Below are 13,610 nucleotides of genomic sequence, written 5' to 3'. Positions count from 1 at the left end.
CGGCCGGCCGAAGCGATCAGCGCAGGGCGGCGAGGTCCAGAGCGCGCAGCCGGTCCGGGTCGGCGAGGACGTCGACGGCGACGATCCGCCCGCCCGCGACCGTGAACGCCATCACGAACAGCGGACGGTCCGGGCTCGCCGCCACCACGACGCCCGCGGCGCCGTTGACGAGGGCCGGGTACACGAACGGCGACAGCCGCGCCGACGCCAGGGCCTGCGTGGCCACCTGCTCGGGGCCGTGCAGCGTGAAGGTGAGCCGCGGCCGGGCCGGGCCGCCGTCGCAGCGCAGGATCACGCCCGGGTCGAGCACCTCGACCAGGGCGGCGAAGTCCCCCTCGCGCGAGGCGGCGAAGAACGCGTCGACCACCGCGCGCTGGCGGCTCACGTCCGGGTCGGGCGCGGTCGGGCGGCCCTGGACCCGGCGCCGGGCGCGGCTGGCGAGCTGCCGGGCGGCGGCCGGCGAGCGGTCGAGCATGGGCGCGATCTCCTCGAACGGCACCGCGAACATGTCGTGCAGCACGAACGCGAGCCGCTCGGCCGGGGTGAGCGTCTCCAGCACGACGAGCAGGGCCAGGCCCACCGAGTCGGCGAGCAGCGCCTCGTGCTCGGGGTCGACGCCGGCCACGGGGCTGACGATCGGGTCGGGCACGTGCACCTCGAGCGGGTCCTCGCGGCGCTGGTTGCGGGCGCGGAGCTGGTTGAGGCACACCCGGGCCACGATGGTGGTGAGCCAGGCGGCGAGGTTGTCCACGCCCGCCGCCCCGGCCCGGTCGACCCGCAGCCAGGCGTCCTGGACGGCGTCGTCGGCCTCCGCGGCCGAACCCAGCATCCGGAACGCCACCGCCCGCAGCCGGGCCCGGTGCCGCTCGAACTGCCCGCTCAGCCACTCGCGCTCGTCCACCGCTGTTCCTCTCCCGAGTTCGATCCTCTCCCGGTCGACCCCGCGGAAGGCGAAGATGTGACGGATTCAGTACCCCGAGAGCTCGCCCCGGTGGCGGATGTCACGGTGTCACATCCGGGGCGTCGCGCGGGTCGAGGGGGCATGGACACCACACCGATCCTCGTCACCGGCGGCACCGGCACGCTCGGACGCCTGCTCCTGCCGCACCTGCGCGCCGCGGGCCGCCCGATCCGGGTGCTTGCCCGGCGGCGCCCGGACCGGCCGCTCGACGGCGTCGAATATGTCGAGGGCGACCTGACGACCGGCGAGCACGTCGAGCGGGCCGCCGGCGACGCGGCCGTCGTCGTGCACTGCGCCGGCTCGGCCAAGGGCGACGACGTCAAGGCCGCGAACCTGCTGCGCGCGGCGGCGCGTGCCAGGCACGTCGTCTACATCTCGGTCGTCGGGGCCGACCGCGTCCCGGTGACGAGCGCCGTGGACCGCATGGCGTTCGGCTACTTCGGGGCCAAGCGCGCCGCCGAGGTCCTCGTCGCCGGCTCCGGCATCCCGTGGACGACCCTGCGGGCGAGCCAGTTCCACGAGCTGACCCTCGCCACGGTCCGGCAGCTGGCCGGGCTGCCCGTCGTCCCGGTCCCGGCGGGCGTGCGCTTCCAGCCGGTCGACGGGGCCGAGGTCGCGGCCCGGCTCGCGGAGCTGGCGCTCGGCGAGCCGGCCGGGCTCGTGCCGGACGTCGCCGGCCCGCGGGCCTACGGCTTCGACGAGCTCGTCCGCTCCTACCTGCGCGCGGCCGGCCGCAGGCGCCCGGTCGTGCGGATGCCCATGGGCGGCGGCGCCTACCGCGCGATCCGGGCCGGAGCCAACCTGGCCCCGGACCGCGCGGTAGGCCGGCGCACGTGGGAGGAGTTCCTAGCCGCGAACCTGTGACGCGGGCTGGCCCGCCATGCGGTCGACGAGGATCGCGAACGTCAGGAAGTTCGGGATGTCGCGGATCTTCCGGCCGCCGAGGATCGCCCGGCCGTCGGGCCGGCACAGCCGCAGCCCGCCGTTGTCGATCTTCACGCCGCCGATCTCGGACCAGGGCGCGCTCTTGGCGCCGTTGGTCACGCCGGCCGCGGTCAGCACGTACGCCCCGAACGGGATCGCCCGCCCGGCGTGCAGGTACTGCAGCGCCCGCGGCACCTGCACCCGGGCCACCCGCTCCTGCAGGATCGGCCCGAGCACCTTCATGTCCGCCGAGAAGTTGTTCAGGCTCAGCACCCGCCCGTCGACGAACTCGAGCACGTAGGAGTAGTTGGTGTTCGTCGTCGCGCCGTACACCTGCTGCCGGATGATCGACTGGTAGATCGTGGCGATCTGGTCCCATCGGTAGGCCTGCACGCCGGCCGCGGTCGCCCGCACGAACCCGTGCGCGAACAGGTGGAAGCCGAGCTGGCGGGCCTTCTTCGACACCAGCGGCGAGCGCACCAGCACGGCCACGAACGCGCCGAGGCACAGCAGCGCGACCAGCCCGAAGACGAGCAGCGCGACCCCGCCCTGCGCGGCGCCGAGCCCGAACAGGAAGATCCCGATGATCGCGAGGAGGGCGAGGTACACCAGCGCCGCCGAGCGCTTGCCCGGCTGCATCGAGGCCACGTACCCGCCCAGCTGGGCCTGCCACGCGGCCTGGATCGCGTCCGCGGGGATCGTCGGCGGCGGGTTCGTGGAGGCGTCCGGGTCCGGCGGCATCGCAATGCTCAGCAGCTCGCGGGTGGCCTGCCCGGCGGCGGCCGACTCGCGCTCGCGCCGGCGCCCGGCCAGCGCCTGCTGCGTGCCCAGGCCGAGGAAGACGACGCCGAGGATGCCGCCGGCCAGCCCGCCGCCGACCCGCTGCGAGGACGCCTCCTCCTCGTAGGAGTTCACGGTCCGGGCGCCGGTCTTGGTGGAGATGTGGACGCACTGGTCGCCGGGCGACATCGTGTTGCCGTCGCACGTGACGTCGGAGGAGGTGGCCAGGAACCCGGCGAGGCCGAGGCCGAGCACACCGATGACGGCGCCGACGATGGCGCCGCGGTACTGCGGGATCATGGGTCCCCCGTGGATGAAGCCGGGTCAGGCGTCTTCGTAGAGCGCTGCGTACCGCTCGTAGAGCACGTCGGCGTGCTCGCCGAGCCGGTGCCGCGAGATGATGTCATGCGCCAGCCCGAGATGGGACGGCAGGGTATCGAGGGTCAGCGAGGCCCCGGCCGCGCGCGCGAGCCGCTCGGGCAGCTCGAACGCCAGCTTGCCGTCCACCGTCGTGTCACCCGGGGCGAGCACGGCCGCGACCCGGGCCGGTCCGTTGGCGGGGAAGGCGCGGGGCAGGGCGGACGCGATGCGCAGATACTGGGCGACGGCGCGGTAGGAGTACCCCCGCGAGCTGCGCCGATCGGGAAGCAACCGGCGGCCGTGGAGGACCCGCAGGGCGACCCGGGCCGCGGGCGGGACCTGCGAGGGGTGCGGGGCGTAGAGCGGGGCCAGCACCACGAGCCGCCGCACGGTCTCCGGGCGGCGCACGGCCAGCCAGGTGGCGAGCACCCCGCCGCCGGAGACGCCGAGCACGCCGGTCTCGGCGCCGAGGGCGGCCGCGGTGTCGAGGGCCTCGGCGGCGTACGCGCGCAGCCCCGCGGCCGTGACGGTGGCGTGGCCGTCGGGGTCGACGAGGCCGTGGCCGGGGGCGCGCGGGACGACGACGTTGTAGCCGCGGGCGAAGAACAGCGCCGCGAGCGGGTCGAGCTGGGCGGGGGAGTGGGTGTACCCGTGCAGCAGCAGCACCGACCGGGCCCGGCGGCGGCCGTGGGACAGCACGCGGGTGTCGTGCCCGTCCGCGATCACGTCACGTCCCCGGGCAGCTGCAGCCGGTAGCCGATCCCGGGCTCGGTCACGAAGTAGCGCGGGCGCGACGGGTCCGGCTCCAGCTTCCGGCGCAGGTTCGCGAAGTGCACCCGCAGATAGTTGGTCTCGGTCTCGTACCGCGGCCCCCACACCTCGCGCAGGAGCCGCTTGTGCTCGACGAGCTTGCCCTCGTGCCGGGCCAGCACCTCGACCAGGTGCCACTCGGTCGGCGTGAGCCGGATGACCCCGCCGTCCGGCCCGGTCGCCTGCTTCGCCGACAGGTCCAGCCGGAACGCCGGGGTCCGCAGCACGGGGGCGGCCGCCGCCGGCGCGGCCCGGCGCAGGGCCGCGCGCATGCGCGCCAGCAGCTCGTCCATCCCGAACGGCTTGGTCACGTAGTCGTCCGCGCCCGCGTCCAGGGCCGCGACCTTGGTGGGGCCGGTGTGCCGGGCGGAGAGCACGATGATGGGCACGTCGCTGTACCCCCGGATGCCCGCCACCACGTCGAGCCCGTCGAGATCGGGCAGGCCGAGGTCGACGATCACGAGGTCGGGCGGGTGGTCCGCGGCGGCCGCGAGCCCCGCGGCCCCGGTGCCGGCGGTGTGCACCCGGTAGCCGCGCGCGGCGAAGTTGAGCCGCAGCGCGCGCAGCAGCGGCTCGTCGTCGTCGATGATGAGCACGGCGCTCATGCCCGCGGCACCTCCACCGTCATCGTCAGGCCGCCGCCGGGCGTCTCCGACGGGGTGACCGTGCCGCCCATGGCCTCGGTGAACCCGCGCACGATGGCCAGCCCGAGCCCCAGCCCGGCCCCGCCGCGGTCCCCGAGCCGCTGGAACGGCTCGAACAGCGCGGCCCGCTGGGCCGCGGGCACCCCCGGCCCGTCGTCGGCGACGATGAGCCGGACCCGCGCCCCGTCCGCCGCGCCGGTGACGGTCACGTGCGGCGCGGCCGCGAGCGAGTTCGCGACGAGATTGGCCAGCACGGTGCTCAGCAGGCCCGGGTCGGCCAGCGCGAGCAGGTCCTCGGGCACGTCCACCGCCACCCGGTCGCGCGTGTGCTCGGGGTCGGGCAGGTGCAGCACCACCTCCGCCGCCACCGCGTCGAGGGCCGTCGGCTCCAGGACCGCCGAGAGCACCCCGGCCCGCAGCCGGCTCAGCGAGAGCAGGTTCTCCACCAGCGCCGTCATCCGGTCCGTCGCGTGCTCGACGGTGGCCAGCAGCTCGGCCCGGTCCGCGTCGGTGAACGCCAGGTCCGGGCTGCGCAGGCTCGACGCGGCGGCCTTGATCCCGGCCAGCGGGGTGCGCAGGTCGTGGCTGACCGCGTCGAGCAGCGCCGTGCGCAGCCGGTCGACCTCGGCCAGCTCCCGGGCCCGCCCGACCGCGGCCCGCTGGCGCCGCACGACGTCCATGGCCACCGCGACCGCCGCCGCGACGAGCACGTAGACCAGCAGCGTGATCGCGTTGTCGGCGCTCGCGACGCTCAGCGTGTGCAGCGGCGGCACGAAGAGGAAGTTCAGCAGCAGGTCCGCGGCCACGGCGGCGCCGAGCGCCGGCCAGAGCCCGCCCGCCGCGGCCGCCCCGGCCACCGGCACCAGGTAGAGCAGCGTGACCGAGGCCAGCGACAGGTGCCCGCGCAGCGGATCCAGGATCGCGGTCGCCGCGGCCAGCCCGGCGGCCGCGACCGCGATGCCCCGCGTCCGGCCGCTGCTCACCCCACCATCCTGCCAGTGCCCGGATCGGCTTTTCGGAGGTGGGGCTGCGGCGTGCGGGGGTGCGAGAATGCCCGCCGTGATGTCTGATCGCCGCCTCGGCCGGCGCGCCGTGCTCGGGGCCGGCCTCGCCGCGTCCGTCGCCGCACTCGGTGGCTGCGGGGACGACCCCGCCCGGCCCGGCGGAGCCGACCCCTCCGGCTCGGCCTCCGGGGCTGCGGCCGACGCCGTGCCGGCCGACCTCGCCGCCGCGGACGGGGTGGCCGGGCTGTCGGCGCCGGGCTCGGCGAGCGCGGCGCCGGCCGGGCAGGTGCTCTCGGCGCCGTACAGCGGCAAGCTCGTCGACGTCCTGAAGCGGTACCTCGTGCCGACGCCGGACAACCCGAAGCACCCCGGCTACGCGGGCGCGGTCGTGCTCGTCAACATCGGCGGGAAGGTGACCACGCACGCCGCGGTCGGCGACGCGCTGCGCTACGGCGCCGGGCCGGTCGAGCTGCCGGCGAAGTCCCGCGTGGCGATGCGCCCCGACTCCGTCTTCGACGTGGCGTCGGTGACGAAGGTCTACACCACGATCCTCGCCCTGCAGCAGGTCGACCGGGGCAAGCTCGACCTGGCCGCGCCCGTCGCGCAGTACCTGCCCGCGTTCGACGGCCCCGGCAAGTCCGCGGTCACCGTGCAGATGCTGCTGACCCACACCAGCGGCCTGCCGGTCGGCCCGTCGATCCCGGAGACGTCGAAGAAGCCGGACGTCGCGGCGCGCTGGGAGTACATCGTCTCGACCCCGCTCGCCGACGGGGTCGCGCCCGGGACGCTGTTCCGCTACACCAGCCTCGGCCTGCTGCTCACCCAGCAGATCCTCGAGAAGCTCACCGGCAAGCCGCTCGATCAGCAGGTGAAGAACGAGATCACCGGCCCGCTGGGGCTGCGCGACACCGGCTTCAAGCCGAAGAACTGGCTCAGCGCCGCCGACCAGGCCAACCGCCTCGCCGCCACCGACGCCCGAACGTCTCGCGGCCTGCTGCGCGGCACCGTGCACGACGACATCTGCAACGTCCTCGGCGGCGTGGCCGGCTCGGCGGGCATCTTCACCACGGCGGCCGACCTGTCGGTGCTGGGGCTCATGTTCCTCGGCGGCGGGCAGGTCAACGGCAAGCGCATCCTGTCCGAGGCGACGGTGCGCAACATGCTCACCAACAAGAACTCGGGCCTGCCGGCCACCGACGTCGACCGGCCGAACCGCACCTCGACGCACGGGATCGGGCTCGAGCTCGACCAGTCGTGGTTCATGGGGCGGCTGGCGGGGTCGGGAGGCTACGGTCACACCGGCTTCACGGGCTGTGAGATCGTCGTCGAGCCGAGGCGCAAGCTCGTCCTGGTGCTGCTGACGAACCGGGCCCACCCGAACTGGAGCTGGGCCAACCCCGACCCGACCCGCGTGGCCGTCGCCAACATCCTGGCCGACGCGATCTGAGCCGGACCCGGCCGGCCCACGCGGTCACCCGGGCGCGCCACCGCCGGTGATGCGGGCCACGGCGGCCGTGCACGCGTCGCGCCACAGATCGTCGTCGTGGCCCCAGGTGTCGTGGTTGAACGGCCGCCGGTCGGGTGCCGCGATCGCCGCCTCGAGGACCGCGACGGCCTCGGCCGCCGCGGGCCCGATCTCGGCCAGGCAGCGGACGGCCTCCAAACCGCGCGGGCTGTGCGTGGCGTGGCGCACCAGGACCGGGACGACCGGGGCCGGGTCGCCGGTGGCGTGCCAGTAGGCGACCGCGGCCCGCATCGACTGCCACTCGTCCTCGTCGGTGAACAGCGCGCGCAGGTCGGGGGCCAGGCCCGCGGCCGCACGGCCCGCGGCCGGGAGGGCGAACAGGGCCTCGGTGCGCTGCCAGGCGCGCGGCGCGGCGAGGGCCGCCGCGGCCTCGGCGAGCAGCGGGGCCGGGTCGCCGGTGAGCCGGGCCAGGGCCGCCGCGGCCGGGAGGCGGACGGTCAGCTCGGCGTGCCCGAGCAGGGCGGTCAGCTCCGGCACCGCCGCCGCGGCGGCCGGGCCGAGCGCGCCGAGCGCCTCGATGGCGGCGGTCGAGGGGTTCTGCTCGCCGAGGCAGCCCCGCAGCGCCGGCACGAGCGGCGCGGCCGAGGCGGGGGCCGGGTGCAGGCGCGCGGCCGTCGCGATCAGCAGGTCCCGCTCGAAGCCGGGCCGGGCCCGGGCGATCGCGGGCAGCAGGGCGGCGCGCGTCGCCGTGGCCCAGGCGCCGAGGCGGGGCAGGGCCGGCTGCAGCGGCCTCAGGTCGAACACGAGCGACGGCACCGGCCGGGTCGCGTCGGCCATCTGCTCGCGCAGCGCCCGGTTGCGGCCCACCGCCGGGTCCCGCTCGCCGGCCGCGGCGATGAACGCGCTGAGCCGCTCGTGGCCCGTCAGCGCCGCCGGCGGGGGAGCGGCCGGGGCGGACAGGACGCGGGCGATGTGGGCATCGGCGCGCGGGTCCTCCAGGGCGACGAGGGCCGTCAGGGCCCGCGCGGCGGTCGCGTCCAGGCCCGGGGCGCGATCGACCACCGCCCACAGCGCGTCGGCGCCGGTCGCGGCGCGGCCGGCGGCGGCCAGGTGGGACGCGGCCCAGAACCGGACGGCGGGGTCCGGGTCGTCCAGGCGCGCGGCCAGGAGCGGGGCCAGTGCCGCGGCCGCGGCGCGCCAGGTGCGCATGGGGTCCTCGGCGGCGTACACCGCGCCCGCGCGCACCATCGGGTCCGGGTGTGCCAGCCAGGCGGACAGGACGCGCACCTGGGTGGGCCAGTCCCGCTCGGCCGCGCTGAGCACCCACGCCAGCGGGTCGTCGCTGTCCCACGGCAGCCGCCCGACCGCGCGCAGGACCGCCGGGCCGTCGGCGGCGAGGATCCCGGCCGGGGCGGGGTCGCCCGCCAGGAGGTGCGCCATGGCGGCGACGACCCGCGGCAGGGGCTCGGGATCGGCCAGGGCACGCGGGTCGAGCACGCCGCGGGCGCGCAGGGCCAGGATCGCCGCGGCGCGCACGAGCGGGCTCGGGTCGGTCGCGGCCCGCTCGCGCAGCGCGGCCGTGTCGGCGCCGGCCGTGCCGGTATGAGACGTGCCGGTATGGGCCGTGCCGGCGTGGGCCGTGCCGAGGGCGGCGAGCGTGTAGGCGGCCGCCGCGCGGGTGTCCTCGGACGGCGCGGCGGACAGCAGGCGCACGTAGACCGGGCGGCCCGCGGCGACCGCGGACCGGGCGGCCGCGACCCATGCCAGCTCCTCGGCCAGCTCCTCGGCCAGCTCCTCGGCCAGCTCCCCGCCCGAGCCGCGCTCGTGCACCGCCAGGAACGACGAGCCCTCCGCGATCGAGGCCAGCAGGTGCAGCACGCCGGCGGCGTCGGCGCCGGGCGCGTCCAGGACCTCGATGAGGAACGGCACGGCCGGGGCGGTCGCCTCGTAGACGGTGCCCTGGTGCCAGATGCTGCCGTAGAGGGCGTGCAGCGCCTCCTCGTCACCGGTGGCCAGGCGGCGCAACAGGTCGGGAACGTCGTCGGCCTCGCCGTAGGCGTGGGTCAGCTGCGGCCATGCCACCGCATCCAGCTCCGTCAACATGCCCGGCACGGTACCGGGTGCGTCGCGGCCGGTCCCGCGCGACCTGCGGGCCATCGCGGCGGCGCGAATCCGGGTAGTCTCGGCGACCGTGCGAGCGATCCGGTGCACCCGGTTCGGCGGCCCCGAGGCCGGGCGCGGTCAGGACGGGCCGGTGCCGAGCCCTCGCAGCCCCGCCTCCCACCGCGCGCGGCGCTCCGCCGGCGTCTGTTCCCACCACGGCGTTCCCCGTTCGCCGAGCGCCACCTTCGCCGCCTGCACCCGGGCGCGCGCCGGGGCCGGGTCCTGCCCCGACCGCAGCGCCCGGCCGACGTCCCGCCGCGCGGCCATGAGGGCCCGGCGCAGTGCCGCGGCCACGTCCCCGGGCACGGCCGGGTCGGTCGCGCGCCAGCGCCGGCCGGAGATCACGACGTAGCGGCCCTCCTCGGTGTGCTCCATCGCTACCTCGCCATGAGTGCCAGCTGGATCGCCAGGCGCTCGTCCGGGTCGTCGAGCCGGTCGCCGAACAGCTCGCGCAGGCGGCGCAGGCGGTACCGGATGGTCTGCGGATGCGTGTGCAGCTCCCGCGCGGCCGGGACCACCTGGCCCTGGCCGCGCAGCCAGGCGTGCAGCGTCTCGGTCAGCGGGCGGCGGGCGGCCGGGCTCAGCGCCGCCAGCGGGGCCAGCGCGCGCGAGGCGAGGCGGTCGGCGACCCCCGGCTCCCAGCCCAGCAGCAGCGGCACCAGGTGCTCGTCGCAGGCCAGGACGCCCTCGGGCAGCCGGCCCGCCTGCTGCAGTGCGAGGGCCTTGCGCGAGATGCGGTACGACTGGCGCGCCTCCCGCACCGCCACCCCCGGCCCGATCGCCGCCCGCCGCCCGGCCAGGGAGCGCTCCAGCGCGTGCGGCGAAGGGGCCAGCAGCCGCGTCGCGCCGTCGATGACGGTCGCGATCGCGCCGCCGCCCACGGCCCGTGCCAGGTGCTCGGCGTCGGTGCCCTCGACGCTGACCGCGCACACGGACGCGGGCAGCGGCCAGTTCGCCGCCTCGGCGGCGGCCAGCAGGGCCGCCTCGGCCGGCGGGTCGGGCTGCACGAGCAGCGTGATGAGCCGGCGCCGCAGCTGCGCCCAGTCCCGCGCCGCGTCGCGCTGCTCGTCCAGGTAGCCCTCCGCGGCCGCGCCGGCCAGGGCGTCGACGTAGCCGAACAGGGCGGCGGCGGTGGCGTACAGCTGCGGCGGTTCCAGCGGCCCCGGGCGCTGCACGAGCGTGGCCCAGAACGTCTGCGCGCCGAGCGTGAGGATCGAGCGCAGCGCGTCGACGCGGTGGCCCTCGCGGTATTCGGTCCGGCCGAGCTCGGCGAACAGCGACAGGGTCGGGGCGAGGTCGGCGCCCGAGATGAAGGTGGCCACGGCGGTCTCGACGCCCAGGGTGAGCCCGTGGCCCTGGCCGCCGGTGAGCGAGCGGCCCTGCTCGCGCATCGCGGCGCGGACCGCGGCCAGCACCGCGTTTGTCACCGGGGTGACAAACTCCGGCGGAAAATGTGTTTCGGGCACCAACGATTTTGGCACGCGGATGCCTAGCCTGGTCGGGTGGATGCGGATGTGATCGTGATCGGTGCCGGGCTGGCCGGGCTGGTGGCGGCGGCCGAGGTGGCCGACGCGGGCAAGCGCGTGATCCTGCTCGACCAGGAGGGCGAGCAGAGCATCGGCGGGCAGGCCTTCTGGTCGTTCGGCGGGCTGTTCCTCGTGGACTCGCCGGAGCAGCGGCGGATGGGCATCAAGGACTCCGCCGAACTCGCCTGGCAGGACTGGCTCGGCAGCGCCCAGTTCGACCGGGCCGAGGACGAGTGGCCGCGGCGCTGGGCCGAGGCCTACGTCCACTTCGCCGCCGGGGAGAAGCGCGCCTGGCTGCGCTCCATGGGCCACCGCCTCTTCCCGGTCGTGGGCTGGGCCGAGCGCGGCGGCGGGCCGGCCGACGGGCACGGCAACTCGGTCCCGCGCTTCCACATCACCTGGGGCACCGGCCCGGGCGTCGTCGAACCGTTCGAGCGGCGGGTCCGCGCCGGCGACCGGGTGGACCTGCGCTTCCGGCACCGCGTCGACGAGCTGCTCCCGGGCGGGGTGGTGCGCGGCACGATCCTGGAGCCGACGACCGTCGCGCGTGGACAGTCGAGCTCCCGCACCGCGGTCGGGGAGTTCGAGCTGTCGGCGTCGGCGGTCATCGTGACGTCGGGCGGCATCGGCGGCGACCACGACCTCGTGCGCAAGGCGTGGCCGGCGCGGCTGGGCGCCCCGCCGCGCCGGATGGTCGCGGGCGTGCCCGCGCACGTCGACGGGCGGATGCTCGGCATCACCGAGGCGGCCGGCGGGCACGTCATCAACCCCGACCGGATGTGGCACTACACCGAGGGCCTGCGCAACTGGGACCCGATCTGGCCCGACCACGGCATCCGGATCCTGCCCGGCCCGTCGTCGCTGTGGCTGGACGCGACGGGCCGGCGGCTGCCGGCGCCGTGCTTCCCGGGCTTCGACACGCTGAGCACCCTGCGGCACATCACGGCGACGGGGTACGACCACAGCTGGTTCATCCTCACCCAGAAGATCATCGAGAAGGAGTTCGCGCTCTCGGGCTCCGAGCAGAACCCCGATCTCACCAACCGCAGCGTGCGCCAGGTCCTGCAGCGGGTGAAGAAGGGCGCGCCGGGCCCGGTCGAGGCGTTCAAGCAGCACGGCGCCGACTTCGTCGTGGCCTCCACGCTCGACGAGCTCATCGCCGGGATGCGCCGCCTCGAGCCGGACGCGCCGCTCGACGCCGCGGCCGTCAAGGCCACCGTCGAGGCCCGCGACCGCGCGATGACCAACACGTTCACGAAGGACGCGCAGATCACGGCCCTGCGCGGCGCCCGTTCGTACCGCGGCGACAAGCTCATCCGCGTCGCCTCCCCGCACCGCCTGCTCGACCCGAAGGCCGGGCCGCTCATCGCGGTGCGCCTGAACATCCTCACCCGCAAGACCCTCGGCGGGCTGGAGACCGACCTCTCCGGCCGCGTGCTGCGCGCCGACGGCACCCCGCTCCCCGGCGTGTACGCGGCCGGCGAGGTGGCCGGCTTCGGCGGCGGCGGCATGCACGGCTACAACTCGCTGGAGGGCACGTTCCTGGGCGGCTGCCTGTTCTCGGGCCGCACGGCGGGCCGGGCCGCGTCCCAAGCGGTCTGACCGCGGCACCAGTAGCATCAGGTCGCATGCGACGACCGCCCCTCTCGGGCCTGCTGGCACTCGCGGCGACCGTCCCCGGCGTGGTGGTCGCGCTCGCGGGCGCCGAGGTCCCGGCGCCCGTGGCCGCGCTCGTCTTCGGCGGCGCGATCGTCGGCGCCGCGTTCGTGCTGGCCTGGGCGGCCGAGGCGGCCCAGGTCGACGTGTCCGCCGGCCTGGCGGTCGCGGTCCTGGCCCTGATCGCGGTGCTCCCCGAGTATTCGGTCGACTTCGTCTTCGCCTGGCGGGGCGGCGAGGCGGCGCGGCAGTGGGGCGCCGACTGCCAGCCGCCCGGCGGCGACGGCACCCCCGCGTGCTCGCTGGCGCTGGCCAACATGACGGGCGCCAACCGGATCCTGGTCGGCATCGGCTGGGTCGTCGTGGTGCTCATCGCGTGGCGGCGCTCGAAGGAGCGCGGCATCACCCTCGGCCGCGCCGACGCCGTCCCGCTCGCGTTCCTCACGATCGCGTCGCTGTACTGCCTGATCCTGCCCTTCAAACGGACCCTCACGCTCTGGGACACCGTCGTGCTCGTGGCGGTCTTCGTCGCCTACAGCTGGCGGGTGTCACGGGCCCCGGCCGGGGAGCCGGAGCTGATCGGGCCCTCGGCGTGGGTCGGCAACCTGGCCAAGGTCCCGCGCCGCACCACGGTGATCGCCCTGTTCCTGGTCTCGGCCGCGGTCATCCTGCTCGCCGCCGAACCGTTCGCGCAGAGCCTGGTCGACACCGGCCGGCAGCTCGGCATCAGCCAGTTCCTGCTCGTGCAGTGGGTGGCGCCGCTGGCCTCGGAGGCGCCCGAGCTGCTGGTGGCCGGGTTGTACGCCTACCGCCTGCACACCACCGAGGCCCTCGGCGCGCTGGTGTCCTCGAAGGTCAACCAGTGGACGCTGCTGGTCGGCACGCTGCCGGTGGTCTTCGCCGCCTCCAGCCGCGGCTGGTCGGGGCTGCCGATCGAGCCGGCCCAGCGCGGCGAGCTGCTGCTCACCGCGGCGCAGTCGCTGCTCGCCATCGCGTTGCTGCTCGGGCTGACGCTGAGCCTGCGGGCCGCGCTGGTGCTGCTCGGGCTGTTCCTGGTCCAGTTCGTGCTCGCCGCCGTGCTGCCGCGCGAGCACCACGGCCGCGAGCTGGTCGCCCTCAGCGTCGTGTATCTCGCCCTGGCCGTCGTCGCCGTGGTCCGCAAGCGCGCCTGCCTCGTGCCGATGCTGCGCGACGGGCTGCTCACGCGCTACTCGGACCTCGGCGGCGAGATGCACTGCACCACGACGGGCGGCGGGCGGCTGCGGCTGCGGACCCGCCTGCGCGCCGCCATGTCGGTGCATCCCAACGGCTGATCAC

At 76.1% G+C, this 13,610-nt stretch carries 12 protein-coding genes; 4 read left to right on the top strand and 8 right to left on the bottom strand.

The features are described 5' to 3' along the window. Positions 1-16: 16 nt before the first annotated feature. A complete protein-coding gene (locus ACQP2P_RS33080) occupies positions 17-901 on the bottom strand; it encodes a sigma-70 family RNA polymerase sigma factor (RefSeq protein WP_433607550.1) in 885 nt (294 codons plus the stop codon). Between the two features lie 141 nt (positions 902-1,042). On the opposite strand from ACQP2P_RS33080, the gene ACQP2P_RS33075 reads away from it, so the two are divergent. Beyond that, positions 1,043-1,825, top strand: coding sequence for an SDR family oxidoreductase (locus ACQP2P_RS33075; protein WP_433607548.1), 783 nt, complete (start codon positions 1,043-1,045; stop codon positions 1,823-1,825). Here ACQP2P_RS33075 and ACQP2P_RS33070 read toward each other — a convergent pair. Genes ACQP2P_RS33070 through ACQP2P_RS33055 form a run of 4 tightly spaced genes read right to left on the bottom strand, consistent with a single transcriptional unit; the run spans position 1,808 to position 5,462 of the window. Then, positions 1,808-2,965, bottom strand: coding sequence for a DUF6585 family protein (locus ACQP2P_RS33070; protein WP_433607546.1), 1,158 nt, complete (start codon positions 2,963-2,965; stop codon positions 1,808-1,810). The genes ACQP2P_RS33075 and ACQP2P_RS33070 overlap by 18 nt on opposite strands. Before the next feature lie 24 nt (positions 2,966-2,989). Then, the gene (locus tag ACQP2P_RS33065; RefSeq protein WP_433607544.1) at positions 2,990-3,751 is read right to left on the bottom strand and encodes an alpha/beta fold hydrolase; all 762 of its coding nucleotides are present in this window, start codon (positions 3,749-3,751) and stop codon (positions 2,990-2,992) included. Then, a complete protein-coding gene (locus tag ACQP2P_RS33060; RefSeq protein WP_433607542.1) occupies positions 3,748-4,440 on the bottom strand; it encodes a response regulator in 693 nt (230 codons plus the stop codon). Before ACQP2P_RS33060 ends, ACQP2P_RS33065 begins: the two co-directional genes overlap by 4 nt. After that, the gene (locus ACQP2P_RS33055; RefSeq protein WP_433607540.1) at positions 4,437-5,462 is read right to left on the bottom strand and encodes a sensor histidine kinase; all 1,026 of its coding nucleotides are present in this window, start codon (positions 5,460-5,462) and stop codon (positions 4,437-4,439) included. The genes ACQP2P_RS33060 and ACQP2P_RS33055 overlap by 4 nt, the downstream gene beginning before the upstream one ends. A 79-nt stretch (positions 5,463-5,541) precedes the next feature. Here ACQP2P_RS33055 and ACQP2P_RS33050 point away from each other — a divergent pair, with 79 nt between their 5' ends. After that, positions 5,542-6,930: a serine hydrolase domain-containing protein gene (locus tag ACQP2P_RS33050; protein ID WP_433619358.1), complete on the top strand. Its 1,389-nt coding sequence runs from the start codon at positions 5,542-5,544 to the stop codon at positions 6,928-6,930. 24 nt (positions 6,931-6,954) lie between these two features. Here ACQP2P_RS33050 and ACQP2P_RS33045 read toward each other — a convergent pair whose 3' ends face one another. The 3 genes from ACQP2P_RS33045 to ACQP2P_RS33035 all read right to left on the bottom strand — a co-directional run bounded on the left by ACQP2P_RS33045 (position 6,955) and on the right by ACQP2P_RS33035 (position 10,538). Further along, positions 6,955-9,051 (bottom strand): hypothetical protein, encoded by a 2,097-nt coding sequence (locus tag ACQP2P_RS33045; protein WP_433607538.1) that lies wholly within the window; start codon positions 9,049-9,051, stop codon positions 6,955-6,957. A 138-nt stretch (positions 9,052-9,189) separates the two neighbouring features. After that, entirely contained in the window at positions 9,190-9,486 is a 297-nt protein-coding gene (locus ACQP2P_RS33040; protein WP_433607536.1) for a hypothetical protein, read from the bottom strand. A gap of 2 nt (positions 9,487-9,488) precedes the next feature. After that, positions 9,489-10,538 (bottom strand): helix-turn-helix domain-containing protein, encoded by a 1,050-nt coding sequence (locus ACQP2P_RS33035; protein ID WP_433607534.1) that lies wholly within the window; start codon positions 10,536-10,538, stop codon positions 9,489-9,491. Positions 10,539-10,613: 75 nt separating this feature from the next. Here ACQP2P_RS33035 and ACQP2P_RS33030 point away from each other — a divergent pair, with 75 nt between their 5' ends. Continuing rightward, positions 10,614-12,239: an FAD-binding dehydrogenase gene (locus ACQP2P_RS33030; RefSeq protein ID WP_433607532.1), complete on the top strand. Its 1,626-nt coding sequence runs from the start codon at positions 10,614-10,616 to the stop codon at positions 12,237-12,239. A 26-nt stretch (positions 12,240-12,265) separates the two neighbouring features. Then, entirely contained in the window at positions 12,266-13,606 is a 1,341-nt protein-coding gene (locus tag ACQP2P_RS33025; protein ID WP_433607530.1) for a sodium:proton exchanger, read from the top strand. The last annotated feature ends 4 nt before the right edge of the window (positions 13,607-13,610 follow it).

This window comes from Dactylosporangium sp. CA-139114 (genome assembly GCF_050955725.1).
Lineage (GTDB): Bacteria > Actinomycetota > Actinomycetes > Mycobacteriales > Micromonosporaceae > Dactylosporangium.
The sequence above is the reverse complement of the archived record's forward strand: the minus strand, read 5'-3'. Positions and strand labels throughout refer to the sequence as shown.